At 42.5% G+C, this 14,840-nt stretch carries 11 protein-coding genes; 5 read left to right on the forward strand and 6 right to left on the reverse strand.

The window, feature by feature from the left end; genetic code table 11:
- Nucleotides 1-13: 13 nt before the first annotated feature.
- Both BLS23_RS04210 and BLS23_RS04215 read right to left on the reverse strand, forming a co-directional pair.
- Complete coding sequence (locus BLS23_RS04210) at nucleotides 14-2,773, reverse strand: alpha-amylase family glycosyl hydrolase (RefSeq protein WP_089651288.1); 2,760 nt, start codon at nucleotides 2,771-2,773, stop codon at nucleotides 14-16.
- 114 nt (nucleotides 2,774-2,887) lie between these two features.
- Nucleotides 2,888-3,481 carry a YdcF family protein gene (locus tag BLS23_RS04215; RefSeq protein WP_089651289.1) on the reverse strand — a complete coding sequence of 198 codons (594 nt, stop codon included), beginning with the start codon at nucleotides 3,479-3,481 and terminating at the stop codon, nucleotides 2,888-2,890.
- Between the two features lie 192 nt (nucleotides 3,482-3,673).
- Between BLS23_RS04215 and BLS23_RS04220 the strand changes: the two genes are divergently transcribed.
- Both BLS23_RS04220 and BLS23_RS04225 read left to right on the forward strand, forming a co-directional pair.
- Nucleotides 3,674-3,883: a YkvS family protein gene (locus BLS23_RS04220; protein WP_089651290.1), complete on the forward strand. Its 210-nt coding sequence runs from the start codon at nucleotides 3,674-3,676 to the stop codon at nucleotides 3,881-3,883.
- 176 nt (nucleotides 3,884-4,059) lie between these two features.
- A complete protein-coding gene (locus tag BLS23_RS04225) occupies nucleotides 4,060-4,320 on the forward strand; it encodes a hypothetical protein (protein WP_089651291.1) in 261 nt (86 codons plus the stop codon).
- A 38-nt stretch (nucleotides 4,321-4,358) separates the two neighbouring features.
- Here the strand turns inward: BLS23_RS04225 and BLS23_RS04230 are convergent, their stop codons facing one another.
- Nucleotides 4,359-5,390, reverse strand: a complete 1,032-nt coding sequence (locus BLS23_RS04230; protein ID WP_244157076.1) for an LCP family protein — start codon at nucleotides 5,388-5,390, stop codon at nucleotides 4,359-4,361.
- 229 nt (nucleotides 5,391-5,619) lie between these two features.
- Here BLS23_RS04230 and BLS23_RS04235 point away from each other — a divergent pair, with 229 nt between their 5' ends.
- Complete coding sequence (locus BLS23_RS04235; RefSeq protein WP_244157078.1) at nucleotides 5,620-8,787, forward strand: chitobiase/beta-hexosaminidase C-terminal domain-containing protein; 3,168 nt, start codon at nucleotides 5,620-5,622, stop codon at nucleotides 8,785-8,787.
- A 35-nt stretch (nucleotides 8,788-8,822) separates the two neighbouring features.
- Here BLS23_RS04235 and BLS23_RS04240 read toward each other — a convergent pair whose 3' ends face one another.
- Nucleotides 8,823-10,277: an APC family permease gene (locus BLS23_RS04240; protein WP_089651293.1), complete on the reverse strand. Its 1,455-nt coding sequence runs from the start codon at nucleotides 10,275-10,277 to the stop codon at nucleotides 8,823-8,825.
- 375 nt (nucleotides 10,278-10,652) lie between these two features.
- Between BLS23_RS04240 and BLS23_RS04245 the strand changes: the two genes are divergently transcribed.
- Complete coding sequence (locus BLS23_RS04245) at nucleotides 10,653-11,696, forward strand: glycosyltransferase family 4 protein (RefSeq protein ID WP_089651294.1); 1,044 nt, start codon at nucleotides 10,653-10,655, stop codon at nucleotides 11,694-11,696.
- Between the two features lie 36 nt (nucleotides 11,697-11,732).
- On the opposite strand, the gene BLS23_RS04250 is transcribed toward BLS23_RS04245, so the two are convergent.
- On the reverse strand, nucleotides 11,733-12,746 hold the full coding sequence (locus tag BLS23_RS04250) for an LCP family protein (protein ID WP_089651422.1): 1,014 nt from the start codon (nucleotides 12,744-12,746) through the stop codon (nucleotides 11,733-11,735).
- A gap of 16 nt (nucleotides 12,747-12,762) precedes the next feature.
- Nucleotides 12,763-13,404, reverse strand: a complete 642-nt coding sequence (locus BLS23_RS04255; protein WP_089651295.1) for a YigZ family protein — start codon at nucleotides 13,402-13,404, stop codon at nucleotides 12,763-12,765.
- A gap of 160 nt (nucleotides 13,405-13,564) precedes the next feature.
- On the opposite strand from BLS23_RS04255, the gene BLS23_RS04260 reads away from it, so the two are divergent.
- Entirely contained in the window at nucleotides 13,565-14,704 is a 1,140-nt protein-coding gene (locus BLS23_RS04260; protein WP_089651296.1) for a sensor histidine kinase, read from the forward strand.
- Nucleotides 14,705-14,840: the final 136 nt, after the last annotated feature.

Below are 14,840 nucleotides of genomic sequence, written 5' to 3' on the forward strand. Positions count from 1 at the left end.
GGAAGCTCTTGTGTCAGGCGGCTTCATTCATGGCTTGAACCTGTTCCACCGTCACTTGGTATTCGTTTTGAGGGTCAAAAATAAAGATATATTTCCCATCTGCTTCGGGTGTGAAGCGAAGGTTATCGCCTTCGAGCCATTCACCGTCACGGACAAATTTATATTCCACCGTTTCTCCTGCGGTCAATTCAATCGGTTCACTTTTCCAAAGGGCTTCCTTTTCATCGAAGGTCAACATGTTCGCATCACTGGACCAGTCGAACGGTGCAGATCCACGTAATACGACTTTGTTGTATTTCTTTTCTTCCGATGGAGCCTCATAGCGCAGCTTCCCTTTAACATCATAAATCGCAACAGACCCTGCTTCGCTTGTCATTTCTAGGGTGCCTTTATGACTCTTCAGCTTTTCCTTTTCAAGAAGCGAAGTGAGCTGTACTTTGTTCGGGGTCTGCTGGTTGTAAAGGTCGATGATATCGAGCTTCCGGTCCTCTTCGCCCAGGTTCATGACGACAAGCACTTTGTCCTGTGGCACGGAACGTTCAAAGACGAGGACGTCATCATCAGAGTAGATGATGTTGAAGTCACCTTGTGTTAAGGCTGGCTGGTCATTTCTTGCATCAATCAACGCTTTGTAATGGGAGAGAATATCCCCGTTCTGTTTTTCTTCCTCCCAAATCATCATTTCGCGGTAGTAACGGTCTTTCCACTCATCCACAAGGTTATGGTCACCGCTCTGGGACAAGCCGACCTCATCTCCATAGTAGATGATTGGTGCGCCAGGTAACGTAAACTGTAGCGCTGCTGCATTTTTCAGTGTTTCTTCGTTTCCATCAGCTTCAAATAAAAAGCGCGGCATGTCGTGACTATCTAAAAAGGTTGCCGCAACGAATTCATCCCCATAAGTTCCGAAAGTCTCCTCAAGAGATGACGCTAGTGTGTTTACTGAACCATCCTGAATGAAGGCATTTGTAATCGCTGAATGTGTCTCAAAATCAATCGCCCCATCTAACTTTCCTTTATAAGAAGAGATGGTATCAAGGTTGTCCCACACTTCTCCGAAAATGAAAGCATCGTCATCGAGTGATTTTACTTTATGACGGAAATCAACCCAGAAGCTTTGGCTCGGGCCTTTGGCATAATCCAGGCGGAAGCCGTCGACACCGATTTCATTCATCCAAAACGGGACGACTTCATCCAGCATGTACTCACGCGTTTCTGGATTGTCGTTGTTCAACTCAGGAAGCTCTTGAATGCCATAAAACGTATCATATTCATTCGGGTAATTCGTAAATGTGTACCAATCATAGTAAGGACTGTCTGGTCCTTTTTCTAAGGCATCCTGGAAAAAATCGTGCTGATCGGATGTATGGTTCGGTACGAGATCATAAACGACTTTCATATCGCGTTTGTGTGCTTCATCCACAAGTTCTTTCATGAGTTGATTGCTGCCAAAACGAGGGTCGATGTTCATGAAGTCTGTTGGATGATATCCGTGGGAATACGGGCCCTCGTAAATTGGTGAAATCCAAAGTGTATTCACACCAAGATTCTCGATATAATCTATTTTTTCAAGGACACCTTGAATGTCTCCGCCCATCCAGCCCTTCAGCTGTTCATCGTATGGCTGTTCAGGGTTTACAGACGTATTGTTCTCCGTACTTCCATCTCGGAAACGGTCAACAAAAACCTGATAAATGACCGCTTCTTTCGCCCACTCTGGAGATTCATATGTGTCTACATAATAAGCGAACTCAGTGGCATCCTCAGAACTCAACACATTGTTATCGGCAAATTGAGAGCCGTCACTGTTTGAGTTCCAAACATCGAGTTTATATTTTACGCGTGTTTCTTTTTTCTGAGAGGGAATAACACCTTCCATGATCGATGTTTTCAATCCATCGGCATTTTCAGATGTATCCGTCACTTTTAAAGGAACGGTTTGTCCATTGGCAGCTTCTCCTCGTTTTCCATCTGGAGTGGTGCCGTCCGTCGTATAATAGATGGCTCCTTTGTCGATCGGTCCAAAGTGCTGCACTTCAACTTTAACGGTTACATCATCACGGTGGTTTGGAACGTAAGGGGAATGGTTATAATCGTGAGTCACCGATTGGGCGACAGGAACTTTCTTCCACTGGGTGACCGTATCCTCTTCAGTATCGCCAGAGGTGGATAATGTCACTGTACGGGGTTCGTCGAGATTTTCCTTATAAGATTCCCCGGCAAGACTATAAAAATAAGAAACTTCTTCGCCTGCTTGTCCTACAATTTTAGTTGTGTACGTATTTTTAGAGGTTTTCGTCATAGGTGCGGCTGTGTAATGGAAGTCATTTTTGCTTGAAGCGACCGTAGGTGTCACCCATTCCGGCGTTCCCTCAGGGACGGTGAGCTCAAGCTCCACACTTGCTTCGTAAGTATCAGCGAGGCGGATGTCGACTTTGCGTTCGTTTTCAGGGTGAAAAGCGAAAATGTACTCGGCATCTTGAGGAGCTGTGAACGTCAAGTTTGCTCCAGACATCCAATTTCCATCATAAACAAACTTGAACTCTGTCACTTTTCCACCTTCCAATGGTATTGGACCACTGAGCCATACTCCTTCTTCTGCATTGTAAGTCAGAGGATTGTTATCCGAACTCCAATCTAAGGTTTCAGCGTTCCCGCGCAATACAACTTCACCGTATGTTTTAGCATCTGCATATGTAGATGCAACCGGTTGCGCAAATGACAAAAATAATAGCGCGATACCGATCAGCCAAATCCAACGTTTTTGAACCAAACGAATCCCATCCTTTCAAAGTTATAAGTGAAATCGCTTTCATATTAAAGGAGTCGAAAAAGATTGTCCATAGGGCTATATGATTAAATGTCAGAAAAGAAAGAAAAGTTCCGTTCACTCCAAGAGTAAACGGAACCAATAGACACCTATTTTCACATATTCGCCGAACGTCATTCTTTTCTCATGTTCGGTCATTCCATCAGAAGGATCAAAGAAAGAAGAGGCAAAGGAGTAGTCCAGCTTTATTTCGTTATCGTATATGTCATCAAACGTCATCTTTGTACGCCGGGAATGGTAATCGCTTGTGACAACGAGGGCAGAACTAAAACCTTCCTCTTCTATAATATTTTTAGATAGAGTGGCATTTTCGTATGTACTGGTAGCAGAAGGTTCTTCAAAAATCGCATCTTGAGGCACTCCCATACTCATGGCTTTCTCAGGTGTTGTTCCACTTTCCGTCGAATTCGTTAAAATTATATGACTCGCCCATCCTTCGTTGAAGAGCTCAGTCGCATGTTCGAGACGTTCCTCATTTCCGCTCAAAACGATGATTGCATCATATTCTTTGGAGGATTCCAAGGAATCTTCAGCTATCAAGAACTCTGGACCTAGAAGAAGAGGTGTCATCACCGCTGCTGATAAGAATAGAATGAATAGTAAGAAGGACAAAAGAATGATTTTTTTTGTTTTCTTTATATGAGATGCCATAAAAACCCCCGAATTTTGGATAACTTTATAATCTTGTATATATCTCCAGAGAAAATTATTAAACCTACTATCGTTTTACTTGTATAATGTTGTCTAATTTAGTAACATATATTGTAAAAGTTTTGTTTGAATTGTTTGTTAATTTATTGTAAAGTTTATTCAAAATACGAGGAAGAGAAAGGGTAGAGAGATATGATACAACCTGATGATCGCATTGCCACTCCAGGGCAAATCGTAACTTTTGAGAGAAATGACATCATTTTCAAAGGCAAAGTCATTCCGAGTCAATGTCAACAATCCGTGATCGTAGATTTGACGATTATGGACAACTTAGATGAAATCGATTTTGAATACGACAGAACGGTTGTGGCTCATACCAATTATCGTATTATAGAAGAATAGCACAAATACCCTTTCCTATAAATGGAAAGGGTATTATTTTGGGTGATTTTTTTGGTTAAATATTCCTTCATAATCAATAATTACTAGTCCCATGTGCTGTTTCGGACAAACGGAATGATAGTTATATTAGTAGAAGGTAAAGAAATTGCGTACGATTGATGAGAGGGTGTAGTCTTTTGCCGCAATTAACCAAACTGTTATTAGAGCATAAAGAATTGACATTAAGTGCACGTTACAGTGTGCGAATCGATCGAACCATTGTGATTGAACCTTTAAGACAGTTGACAGAAGATACGTTTAAAAATGTACTGAATCAGAAGAAAAGTGTACATAAGATTGCCATTGAAAATGCAGATAGCGCAGCTATAGAAAAATATGAAGGGCCATTTCGATTCTGCAGAATGAATGGCATCCTCATCTTTAAACCAATGGCATGAAAAAAGGACTTCCTTTTATGGAAGTCCTTTTTTTTGACTCAATTGATGGAGTCTTCATAGATTTTGTTTTCGGGGACAGGTAAATCTAAGGATTTCTTTAATGTGCGTTTCGTTTCTTCAAGACTCTCTTCGTCGGGGACAAAATAATATAATCCGTCATTGAGACGTTTATTTTCACCGTCTATTTCCAAAGTGTTCACAGAAGTACGGTCTGAAGAAAAGGCTTTTCTTAAACTGAGCATCTCACCAGGGGTGAGGTTTGTGCTTACGTTCTTCCCTATAACATCCTTCATTTCGCCTATTTTGAATAGAGACCCTGGAGACAGAGCTTCATCAATACCGGCCTTGATAAACTGTCTTTGCCTTTCATCTCTCGGATAAGATACAGCTACATCACGCTTTCTCATCCTTACAAAAGCAAGGGCTTCTTCCCCATCCATTTTCATTGGACCTTCTTCAAATTCAATCTTTTTATAGTAATCTATGCTGCTTCGTTCCCAGAAACCTTCTTTTACATCAACCGTCACTCCACCGAGAAGGTCGACGATTTCAATAAAACCATCAAAGTTGACGGTCGCATATTTATCAATAGGAATCTCTAACAAATCTTCTACGGTTTCTACGGTCAATTTTTCTGCACCGTATCCTGTCACTTCACCTAACGTGTAAGCCGCGTTGATTTTGTGAGAACCTGCATACTTTTGACGTACTTTTGAAGCAGGTATATCAACGAGTGTGTCCCTAGGGATACTTGTCATCGTCATTTTATTTGTGTCAGGATCAAGTGTTAATACAATTTGGGTATCTGCGCGTCCGGCTTGTCCGTCTGTTGAATAATCCTCTACGCCCATCAGAAGGATGGAAATTGGATCTTCCTGGGCATCGACCGCTTCTTCTCGCAGATCTGATTTATCTCCTCGATCCAGACCTTCAAAGGCAGCTGTGTACACTTGGGTCACATAGTAAAAGCCTCCGCCAGCCATTAAGGTTATTAAAAATAATAGAGCCGCAATCAGACGTATCTTTTTCTTCTTTTTACGTCTGCGCACTCGTATAATTCTTTTTGTCAAAATAGAACACCTCAATTTCTAACCTCTCGCTTATCTATTTTACCACAGTTGGAAACATCCGATAGATACGGATCTTTTGTCGGATAATTTGTAAAAGTGCTGTTATAAATAGTCGTTTTTTCACGTGTCATTGGGAACATTTACATTTTTTTACGGAATATAAATATAAAATCTATTCTGAATCTTATATACTAGACCTAACTTATATTTTAGGTAAAGGGGATGCATTGTGAAAAAAATATTTCATCTGTTGTTAATCGTATCATTAGTTTTCAGCTATGCTGTTATACCTACTTCTTCAGCTGAAGCTGAAGGTTTGGACGATCTGATTATTTCTGAATATGTGGAAGGGTCGAGTTTTAACAAAGCATTGGAGATTTACAATGGTACAGGTGAAGATGTTGACCTATCCGCGTACACATTGGAACTATATTCCAATGGTAGTGTGGAACCATCTCGATCGGAATCTCTAACTGGAACACTGGCTTCAGGAGAAGTTTATGTTGTGTCTGATAGTCAGGCTGGTGAAGAAATTCAGTCTATCACGGATCTGACTAGTGGAGTGACAGGTTTTAATGGGGATGATGTCTTAGTATTAAAAAATGAGAATGGAGTCATTGACAGCATTGGGCAGGTTGGCAGCAATGATGAATTTGGTAAAGATGTCACACTCGTAAGGCAGCCAGAAGTTTTGAATGGCGACCAGGACCCTACCGATGAGTTTCAGGTTAGTGAAGAATGGGATACGTACGCAAAAGACACATTCGATTATCTTGGAAGCTACGAAGTACCTGAAGAAGAGGAAGCCGAATTACAAACTATTGCAGAAACTCGTGCTATGGAGAGCGGGACAACTGTACGCGTGGAAGGGATCGCTACAGCAGCTTTCGAAGCGGGCGGACAGACGAACCTTTACATACAAGATGAAACCGCTGGCATCATCGTCCGTGCCCCTGGACTTAATGTTCAGGTGGGTGACCGTGTAGAAGCTCAAGGAGAAAATAGCGAATATTTTGGAATGGCTCAACTTCTTGCTTCTTCCGCGAATGTAGAAGTGGTAGAGAGTTCTGTGGGTGTACCTGATGCTCAAGAAGTCGATGCCTCTGCCTTCTCCGCCTCCAATGGAGAAGCCTTCGAGGGTGAGTTTGTACAGGTGAACAATGTAGAAGTCATCGATAAAAATCAACATGGTGATTTTACTGTTCAAGATGAACAAGGAACTTTTGTGGTACAACCTCAAAACGAGGACTGGTTAAGCGTAGGGGATACGTTTGAACAAGTAAAAGGCGTGGTGGATTACAACTACAGTGAGTATAAACTTCTTCCTCGCTCATCATCTGATTTGATTGAGAAAGTATTCGCTGTAACCGCAAGTCCTGCTGGTGGATCAGTCGTGCAGGGAACAGAAGTTACATTGAATACGGCAGAGCCAGACGCCTCTATTCATTATACGTTGGATGGTTCAGAGCCGACGGCAGAAAGTACGCCATATGAATCCCCGATTGTGATTACGGAAGATACGGTCGTTCAAGCAGTTGTTGTACGTGCCAACGGTGAAACGAGTGAAGTGGCCGTTTTTGAATACGAAGCATTAAAAGCATTGGACGATGTTGAGATCCATGATCTTCAGGGAGCCGCTCACACATCTCCATATGAAAGGCAATCAGTTGAAGGTGTTGAAGGTGTGGTAACGAAGCTCGATGGAAACAACGGGTTCTATATGCAGTCTTTGAATCCTGATGACGATATTGCCACATCAGAAGGAATCTATGTGTATAAACGTTCCTCTGGAGTAGAGATTGGTGATGTCGTATCTGTGAATGGAAAAGTAACCGAATGGCGTGAAGATGGTTACTCTGATGCAGCAGATCTTTTAACGACACAAATTACCGCTAATGAGGTTACGGTTACCTCCTCTGGGCAGGCTTTACCTGATCCTATTGTCATTGGTGTTGACCGGGAACAACCGACAAAAGTGATAGAAGATGATGGACTGGAATCCTTCGATCCTGCAGAGGATGGTCTTGATTTTTATGAAAGTCTTGAAGGGATGCTTATTGAGCTTCCAGAGCCAAAGGTCACTGGTCCTGTTAAATATGATGAGCTACCTGTATATGTAGAAACGAATGAGGATCAGGATTTCACAAGAGCTGGAGGGTTGTTGATTTCTCCGGAAGACTACAACCCTGAAAGAATGCTTATTGACGTAGATGGATTCGATGTACAGGCTAAAACAGGAGATTACTTCGAACAGTCGATAACGGGTGTTGTCAGTTACGACTATAGCAATTACAAAATCCGTGTTGCTGGTGAGCTTCCTGAACTTCAAGATGGCGGCACAGACAGGCAGTCCGCAGAGCTTAAAGGCTTGAAGCCTAAAATGACTGTGGCTACTTATAACATGGAAAACTTCCATGCGGGCACAGACCCTGAAAAGGTCCAACGCATTGCCGAATCAATGGTTGAAAACTTGAACACTCCAGACGTAGTCGGGCTTGTAGAGGTTCAAGATAATACGGGTCCAACAGATGATGGAACGGTGGAAGCGAACGAAAGTTACCAAACATTGATTGATGCGATTGTAGAAGCTGGTGGTCCGGAATATGAATTCACAGACATTGCACCACTTGATAAAACTGATGGTGGTCAACCAGGAGGAAACATCCGCGTCGGTTTTATTTATAATCCTGATCGTGTCACGTTGACAGACAAGCCGAGTGGAGATGCTTCAACGGCTGTAGATGTTAATGAAAATGGATTGACGTTGAACCCTGGACGTATTGATCCGACGAACGAAGCTTTTGACGATTCAAGAAAATCATTAGCTGCTGAATTCGAGTTCAATGGTGAAAAAGTTGTCGTCGTTGCGAACCACTTCAATTCAAAAGGCGGCGATGATGGATTGTTTGGTGCCAACCAACCGGTCGTGCTTGGAAGTGAAGTGCAGCGTTTGAAGCAAGCAGAAGTGATTAATGATTTTGTAGAAAAAGTAGAAGAACGTATGGATCATTCAAATGTTGTGGTTCTAGGTGACTTGAACGACTTTGAATTTTCCGCACCTGTTGAGACCCTCAAGGGGAATGACCTCACAAATATGATGGAGGAGCTTCCTGAAGAAGAACGATACACATACATTTATCAAGGGAACTCTCAAGTGCTGGATCATATCCTTGTCAGTAATCATCTGGCCAAGCGTACGAAAGTGGAGACCGTCAATATTAATGCCGACTTTTCTGAAGCGGATGGTCGAGCGAGTGATCATGACCCTGTCCTTGCACAGATCCATTTGAAAAAGTCGAAGCAAGGTCCACCGGCGTGGGTAAAAGAACATTCGAAAAAATCTAAGCAGGGGCCACCTGCATGGGTGAAAGGACATTTGAAAAATAAAGGTCAATAAAGAAATTTCCCCGCTATAAAAATAGCGGGGAATTTTTATATCTCTTCTTTTTCTAAAATAAGATAGTTCATTTCTTTTCGTTCAATACTGTTGTAACGTCGGGCGTTGAAAGCATAAAAAACAATTCCCAACGCGACCCAGATCAATAGAGCGATATAAGATTCTTTTCCGAGAGATGCGGGGGAGAATGGAAGTAAAAGTAAGGCTAAGAACCCTAAAGCGCTAATCATCCCGACCAGAGAGAACAATTTTTTCAACGGAGAAGCCGTCCGTGACGAATCCGGTCCTGTTTCTTTCCAAGAGAAGAACTTGTAAGCTGTTGCCGTACAAAAGAAATAGGCGATGGCTACACCTGTGGAAGACATATCTACCACCCATAACAATGCTTCTCTTCCAAACCACGGAGCAATTAGACAAATGAGCATTGTGAAAAGGATTCCAACGTAAGGGGTGTTGTATTTCGGATGCAACCTTCTGAATACGTCTGGTAAAATCCTTGCTCTTCCCATCGCAAAAGTCAGGCGGCTTGCGGATATGTAAAATCCATTAAGCCCTGTGAAAATCCCCATACAAACGGCTACAGCAATAATCCACACGCCTGCTCTTCCAAGGTAACTTTCAATGGCGTCTCCTGTGCCCCAAACCGACTGGTTCTCCGATATGTTTAATAGCAGCTCCTGCCACGGCATCGTGCTTGCTGTAATAAGAATCATCGCACTATAGGCGACCCCTGCCGCTAGGAGAGACCATATGATTAGTCCGAATGCTTTTTTCGCCTCGAATTTAAACTCCTCAGCGGCTTGTGGAATGTTATCGAAACCCACATAAGCAAAAGGAGCAATCGCTAAAATCGTGAGAATAGAAGCGAGCGTAGATTGATCCGGATGGAATGCAGGTGTGATGTTTGCTAATTGCGGCCCTTCTGCGATGACGGCTCCGATCGCTAATAGCACAATACCTGCGATTAAAATTAAGCTGAAGATAAATTGAGTTTGTCCTGAAAAGCTGGCTCCCCGAATATTCAAAACGGCAAAAGCAATTAGAGCAAGGCTTGCAATCGCGATTTGAATGATGGACACCTCATACCCAGCTACCGTGTATAAATTTCCTGTCCGAACCAAGTCAGGAAATAAAAATTTCGTAAGTAATGCCAATGCCGATGCATTTAAAGCGACAATGCAGATGTAGCCAAGCGTCAAAAACCATCCTGCAACAAATGCAAATTGTCTTCCAAATCCAATATAGGCATAAGCGAATTCACCACCCGTGACCGGGAACTTTTCAATAAGAAATCCGTAACTGACCCCAATTATCATCATAAGTATGGCCCCTAGTAAAAGGCCGATCACAACGCCTAGAGGTCCGGCCTGACTGATCCAGTCGGTCGGCAGTACAAAAGCACCCCAGCCAATCGCTGATCCGAATGCGATCGCCCATACCCAGTGGGGCTTTAGTGATCGCTCTAATTTTCGTCTTTCTCTCAAATCCATGACCTCCCTTTTGAAAAAAGATTGTAAATTTTCATATATGTGTAAAATTTTCCAATCCAATCTGTTATGATGAGATAAGCTGTAAGCACTTGATGAATTTTGCATGTTTTTAAGGTCTATTGTCAATTCTTCGGTCTTATAGGGGTTGGATTTTGGAGGAATTTAGCGTTTTTTTTTACATAGAAATGTTTCAAAAAGCAGGGGTTTGGCTAAAGAAAAGTAATTAAATCGTTACAATCAAAACCGGTTTCTTGTGATATAATTTTTCACGGTTAATATGTAACAAAACCGATGTAACTATACAGACAAATATGGAAATTATATATCAGCTTATGACCTCTGGGAGAGGACATAATAAACCTGAGGAGGATCTTTATGGAGTACAAGGCCTTGCTATTTTGCTTGATCGCTTCGATTTTAATTACACCCCTGGTCAAGAAAATAGCAGTGAAAATTGGTGCCACCGATCAACCGAATCACCGTAAAGTTCATAAAAATGTGATGCCACGCTTAGGTGGCTTGGCGATCTATCTGAGCTTTGCTTTAGGAATTTTATTTTTCTTTCCAGAGAGCGATTATACGTGGCCGGTATTAATAGGAGCAACGATCATTATTATTACTGGTGTTCTTGATGACCTTAAAGAGTTATCTGCCAAAGTAAAACTAGGCGGACAATTATTGGCTACCTTGGTTGTTGTTTTGGGTGGCGTTCAAATTGATTTCATCAACCTGCCTTTTGGCGGCCAAATCGAATTTGGGTATTTGAGCATTCCTATTACGATTTTGTGGATTGTTGGGATCACGAATGCCATTAATTTAATTGATGGCCTTGATGGGTTAGCTGCAGGAGTATCAGCTATTGCTTTGCTGACGATTTCTGGTATGGCCATTACCATGGGGAATGTATTTGTCGTCTTCGCTGGTTTAATGATGCTTGGAAGTACAATTGGGTTCCTTGTTTATAACTTTTACCCGGCGAAGATTTTCATGGGTGATACAGGCGCGTTATTCTTAGGGTTCATGATTAGTGTGCTCGCACTTCTGGGCTTTAAAAACGTCACATTGTTTTCCTTCATCATCCCGGTCATTATCTTAGGTGTACCTATTTCTGATACCTTGTTTGCGATTGTGAGAAGAGTCATTCACAGGAAACCGTTGTCTGCACCTGATAAATCACACTTGCATCACTGCTTATTGAATTTAGGTTACAGCCATCCGGAGTCTGTCTTGATGATTTATGCCGTTAGTGCCTTGTTCAGCCTGGCAGCCGTCATTTTTTCACAAGCCACGATGTATGGCGCGGTCATTGTACTTGCCATGTTGGTGTTGATGATCGAGATGATTGTAGAAATGACAGGTTTAATTGGCAAAGACTATAAACCGATCTTGAATATGATCAAGGGTCCAAAAGAAAAATAAGAAAAACGGCTTCCTTTTAGGAGGCCGTTTTTTACGTTACATTGATTCTTCATCATCGTCCGGTTCGCTGTTGGTTGAGGATGGATCTTCTGATGCAAGCGGATTTCGTAATCCAAGGTGTTCTTTTAATTCTTCACTGGTGGATTCAATATCTTCTTTTGCTAATTGATAATACCAACCTTTGTCTGTAAAGCCACCTTCTCCATCAAGCTGCATTTTTTCGAAAGTGAAGCCTTCTTCTTGGAGGAAGTAATCTTTAAAGGTGATGATTTCTTCAAAAGTTAAATTTGTACTCATGTTTTCACTGACGGAGGCCAATATGTCATCGAAATGATTTAAGCCACGGGTTGAAGCTGTTTCACGGAAGATTTGTTGAATGATTTCCATCTGTCTCTCTCCGCGCGCCAAGTCACTATCGTATTTACGAGTTCTCGCTAAAGCCAGCGCCTCTTCTCCGTTCAACGTTTGTTGTCCTTCTTCGAGCTCAATGGCCCCTGCAAGGTCAGAACTGTTCTGCTCCGTAATCGCAAAAGGAACATCATAGGTGATGCCGCCGATAGAGTCAACAATTTCTACAAAAGATTGGAAGTTCATACGGACATAATAATCGACAGGCACGTCAAGCATACGCTCCACTGTTTGAACCGTGGCATCAATTCCTCCAAAAGCGTGGGCATGAGCAATTTTGTCTTCATATTCTACTTCCGGGATGTACGTCAAAGAATCGCGGGGGATGTTAAGCATTTTGATGGATTTATCATCATCGTTGAAAGTCGCTAGAACGAGGGCGTCCGAACGGGACGTATCTTCAGACCTTGCTTCACTGTCATCAATTCCTACAAAAAGAACAGATGTGTGATCTTTGGCTGGGTTTACAACCTCCACCCGCTTTTCTGATTTGTCACCTCTGTCGAGTTCCTGGTGGGATTCTGTAGCTGTTTCTTTCACCTGATCGGTAAGGTAGACGGCATAGCCGGTGGCAGCGCCAACGCCGATTAACACGATGAAAGCCACGGACCACATGAAAATGGCAAGCTTGCTGTGTTTCATGTTGATGTGAGCTCCTTTACTCAGGTGTGACATCAAATTCCACGTAGGAAGCGTCTCCTCTTTCAATCGTGACTTGACCACTAGTCAAGTCAGTCATCCAATGTTCGAAGTCTTCTTCAAGGCCGCTTTCTACATATACTATTAATTCCACATTCTCCAAGTAATTAATCGTCTCCAATGTGTAGGTTGAATTCCTTACGGCGTTTTCTACTTTGCCGAGCAGGTGGTAATCAATCTTCACTTTCATTTCCTGCATTAATTGGCGCTTTACAACACCCGTTGTATCAATAGCTGCTGATGTCGTTGATCCATAGGCACGAATCAGTCCGCCCGCACCCAGCTTGATCCCGCCGAAGTAACGGGTGACTACGACAGCCATGTCCTTAAGACCTCTCTTTTTCAAAACTTCAAGCATCGGCACCCCAGCTGTTCCGCTCGGTTCTCCATCATCATTCGCTTTTTGTATAAGGTCATTCTCCCCAATCATGTAGGCGGAGCAGTTGTGTGTAGCATCATGGTGCTTCTTTTTGATTTGTGCAATAAAGTCCTGGGCTTCCTCTTCGGTTTCACAGCGTTTGACATAGCCGATGAAGCGGGACTTCTGGATCGTCACTTCTTCTGATCCCTCTGGTTTTACGGTATAATAGCTTTCTAACATGGTCTTTAAAACCTCCTAAGGTTTTATTATATCGATGGGTAAAACAATCGGCAAACGGTTGGATTGTTGTTCATTATTTTACATTTTTACTGAAAAACACCCCCATAAATGGACATGGGACTTACGAATGAGTATGTGAATATTGATGGAGGGACTTATGATGAGTGTACAAAAAACTGGGGATATCGCCCTTGATCATATCATTGATGAAATGGTCGATACGGTCACCAATAGTAAGGATGAAATTTTTCAGATTGGTGAAGAATCCCGCAATGAGTTTGAAAAGTTGAACAGTGAACTAGCTGACACTAAAAAGCAGGTCATCTCCCTCATTGATGAAGGGGACAAGCTTGAACAGAAAGTCCGGTTTTCAAGGGTGCGCTTATCAGAAGTCAGCAAACAGTTCCAGACGTATTCAGAAGAAGAAATCCGTAAAGTGTATGAACAAACGCATGGACTTCAGATGGAATTATCCATGAAGCGTGAAAAGGAAAAACAGCTGCGTGAGCGAAGAGATGACTTGGAAAGACGACTAAGGAATTTAGAAGAAACCATCGGCCGTGCAGAAGCACTGGGTGGTAAAATTTCTATCGTATTGAACTACCTCACAGAGGATTTCAAACATGTCAGCGATGCTTTGGAAGATGCGAAGGAAAAGCAGGAGTTCGGCTTACAAATCATCGAAGCTCAAGAAGAAGAGCGACGGCGGCTATCAAGGGAGATCCATGATGGTCCTGCACAAATGCTCGCAAACGTCATGCTGCGTTCTGATCTCGTTGACCGCACCTACCGTGAGCGGGGTGTGGAAGAGGCCATGCAGGAAGTGAAAAGCGTAAGAGCGCTCGTACGATCAGCTTTATACGAAGTGAGAAGGATCATTTACGATCTACGTCCGATGGCTCTTGATGACCTTGGACTGATTCCTACGTTGAAGAAGTACTTAGCGACCATCGAAGATTACAATAATAGCATTCACATTTCTTTTGCTTCGTTTGGAAAAGAGCGGCGGTTAGACACAAAATATGAAGTCGCTCTTTTCCGCCTGGTACAGGAAGCCGTACAAAATGCGGTCAAACATGCGGAGCCGAAGGAAATTAAAGTGAAAGTAGAGCTGAAGTCGAACGGAGTCATGATCGTCGTCAAAGATGACGGAAAAGGCTTCGACACGACCCAAAAAAAAGAAAAATCCTTCGGTCTAGTCGGAATGAGGGAGCGCGTCGATATGTTAGATGGCGAACTCAACATCGATTCAAGCTTAGGAGAAGGGACGATTGTCACGATTCATTTACCAATAAATTGATATTACAATGAAAAACTATGTAAATGGACGTGAATCGTTTATAATAGGGAATAGGATTAGGGTAGATTCACATTTCTAAAAATAGAGAAAAACAAAGATAGAGAGATAGAGAATAGGTTAGGGGAACAAAAACCCA

The sequence above is a fragment of the Halobacillus aidingensis genome, assembly GCF_900104185.1.
Classification (GTDB): Bacteria; Bacillota; Bacilli; order Bacillales; family Halobacillaceae; genus Halobacillus; species Halobacillus aidingensis.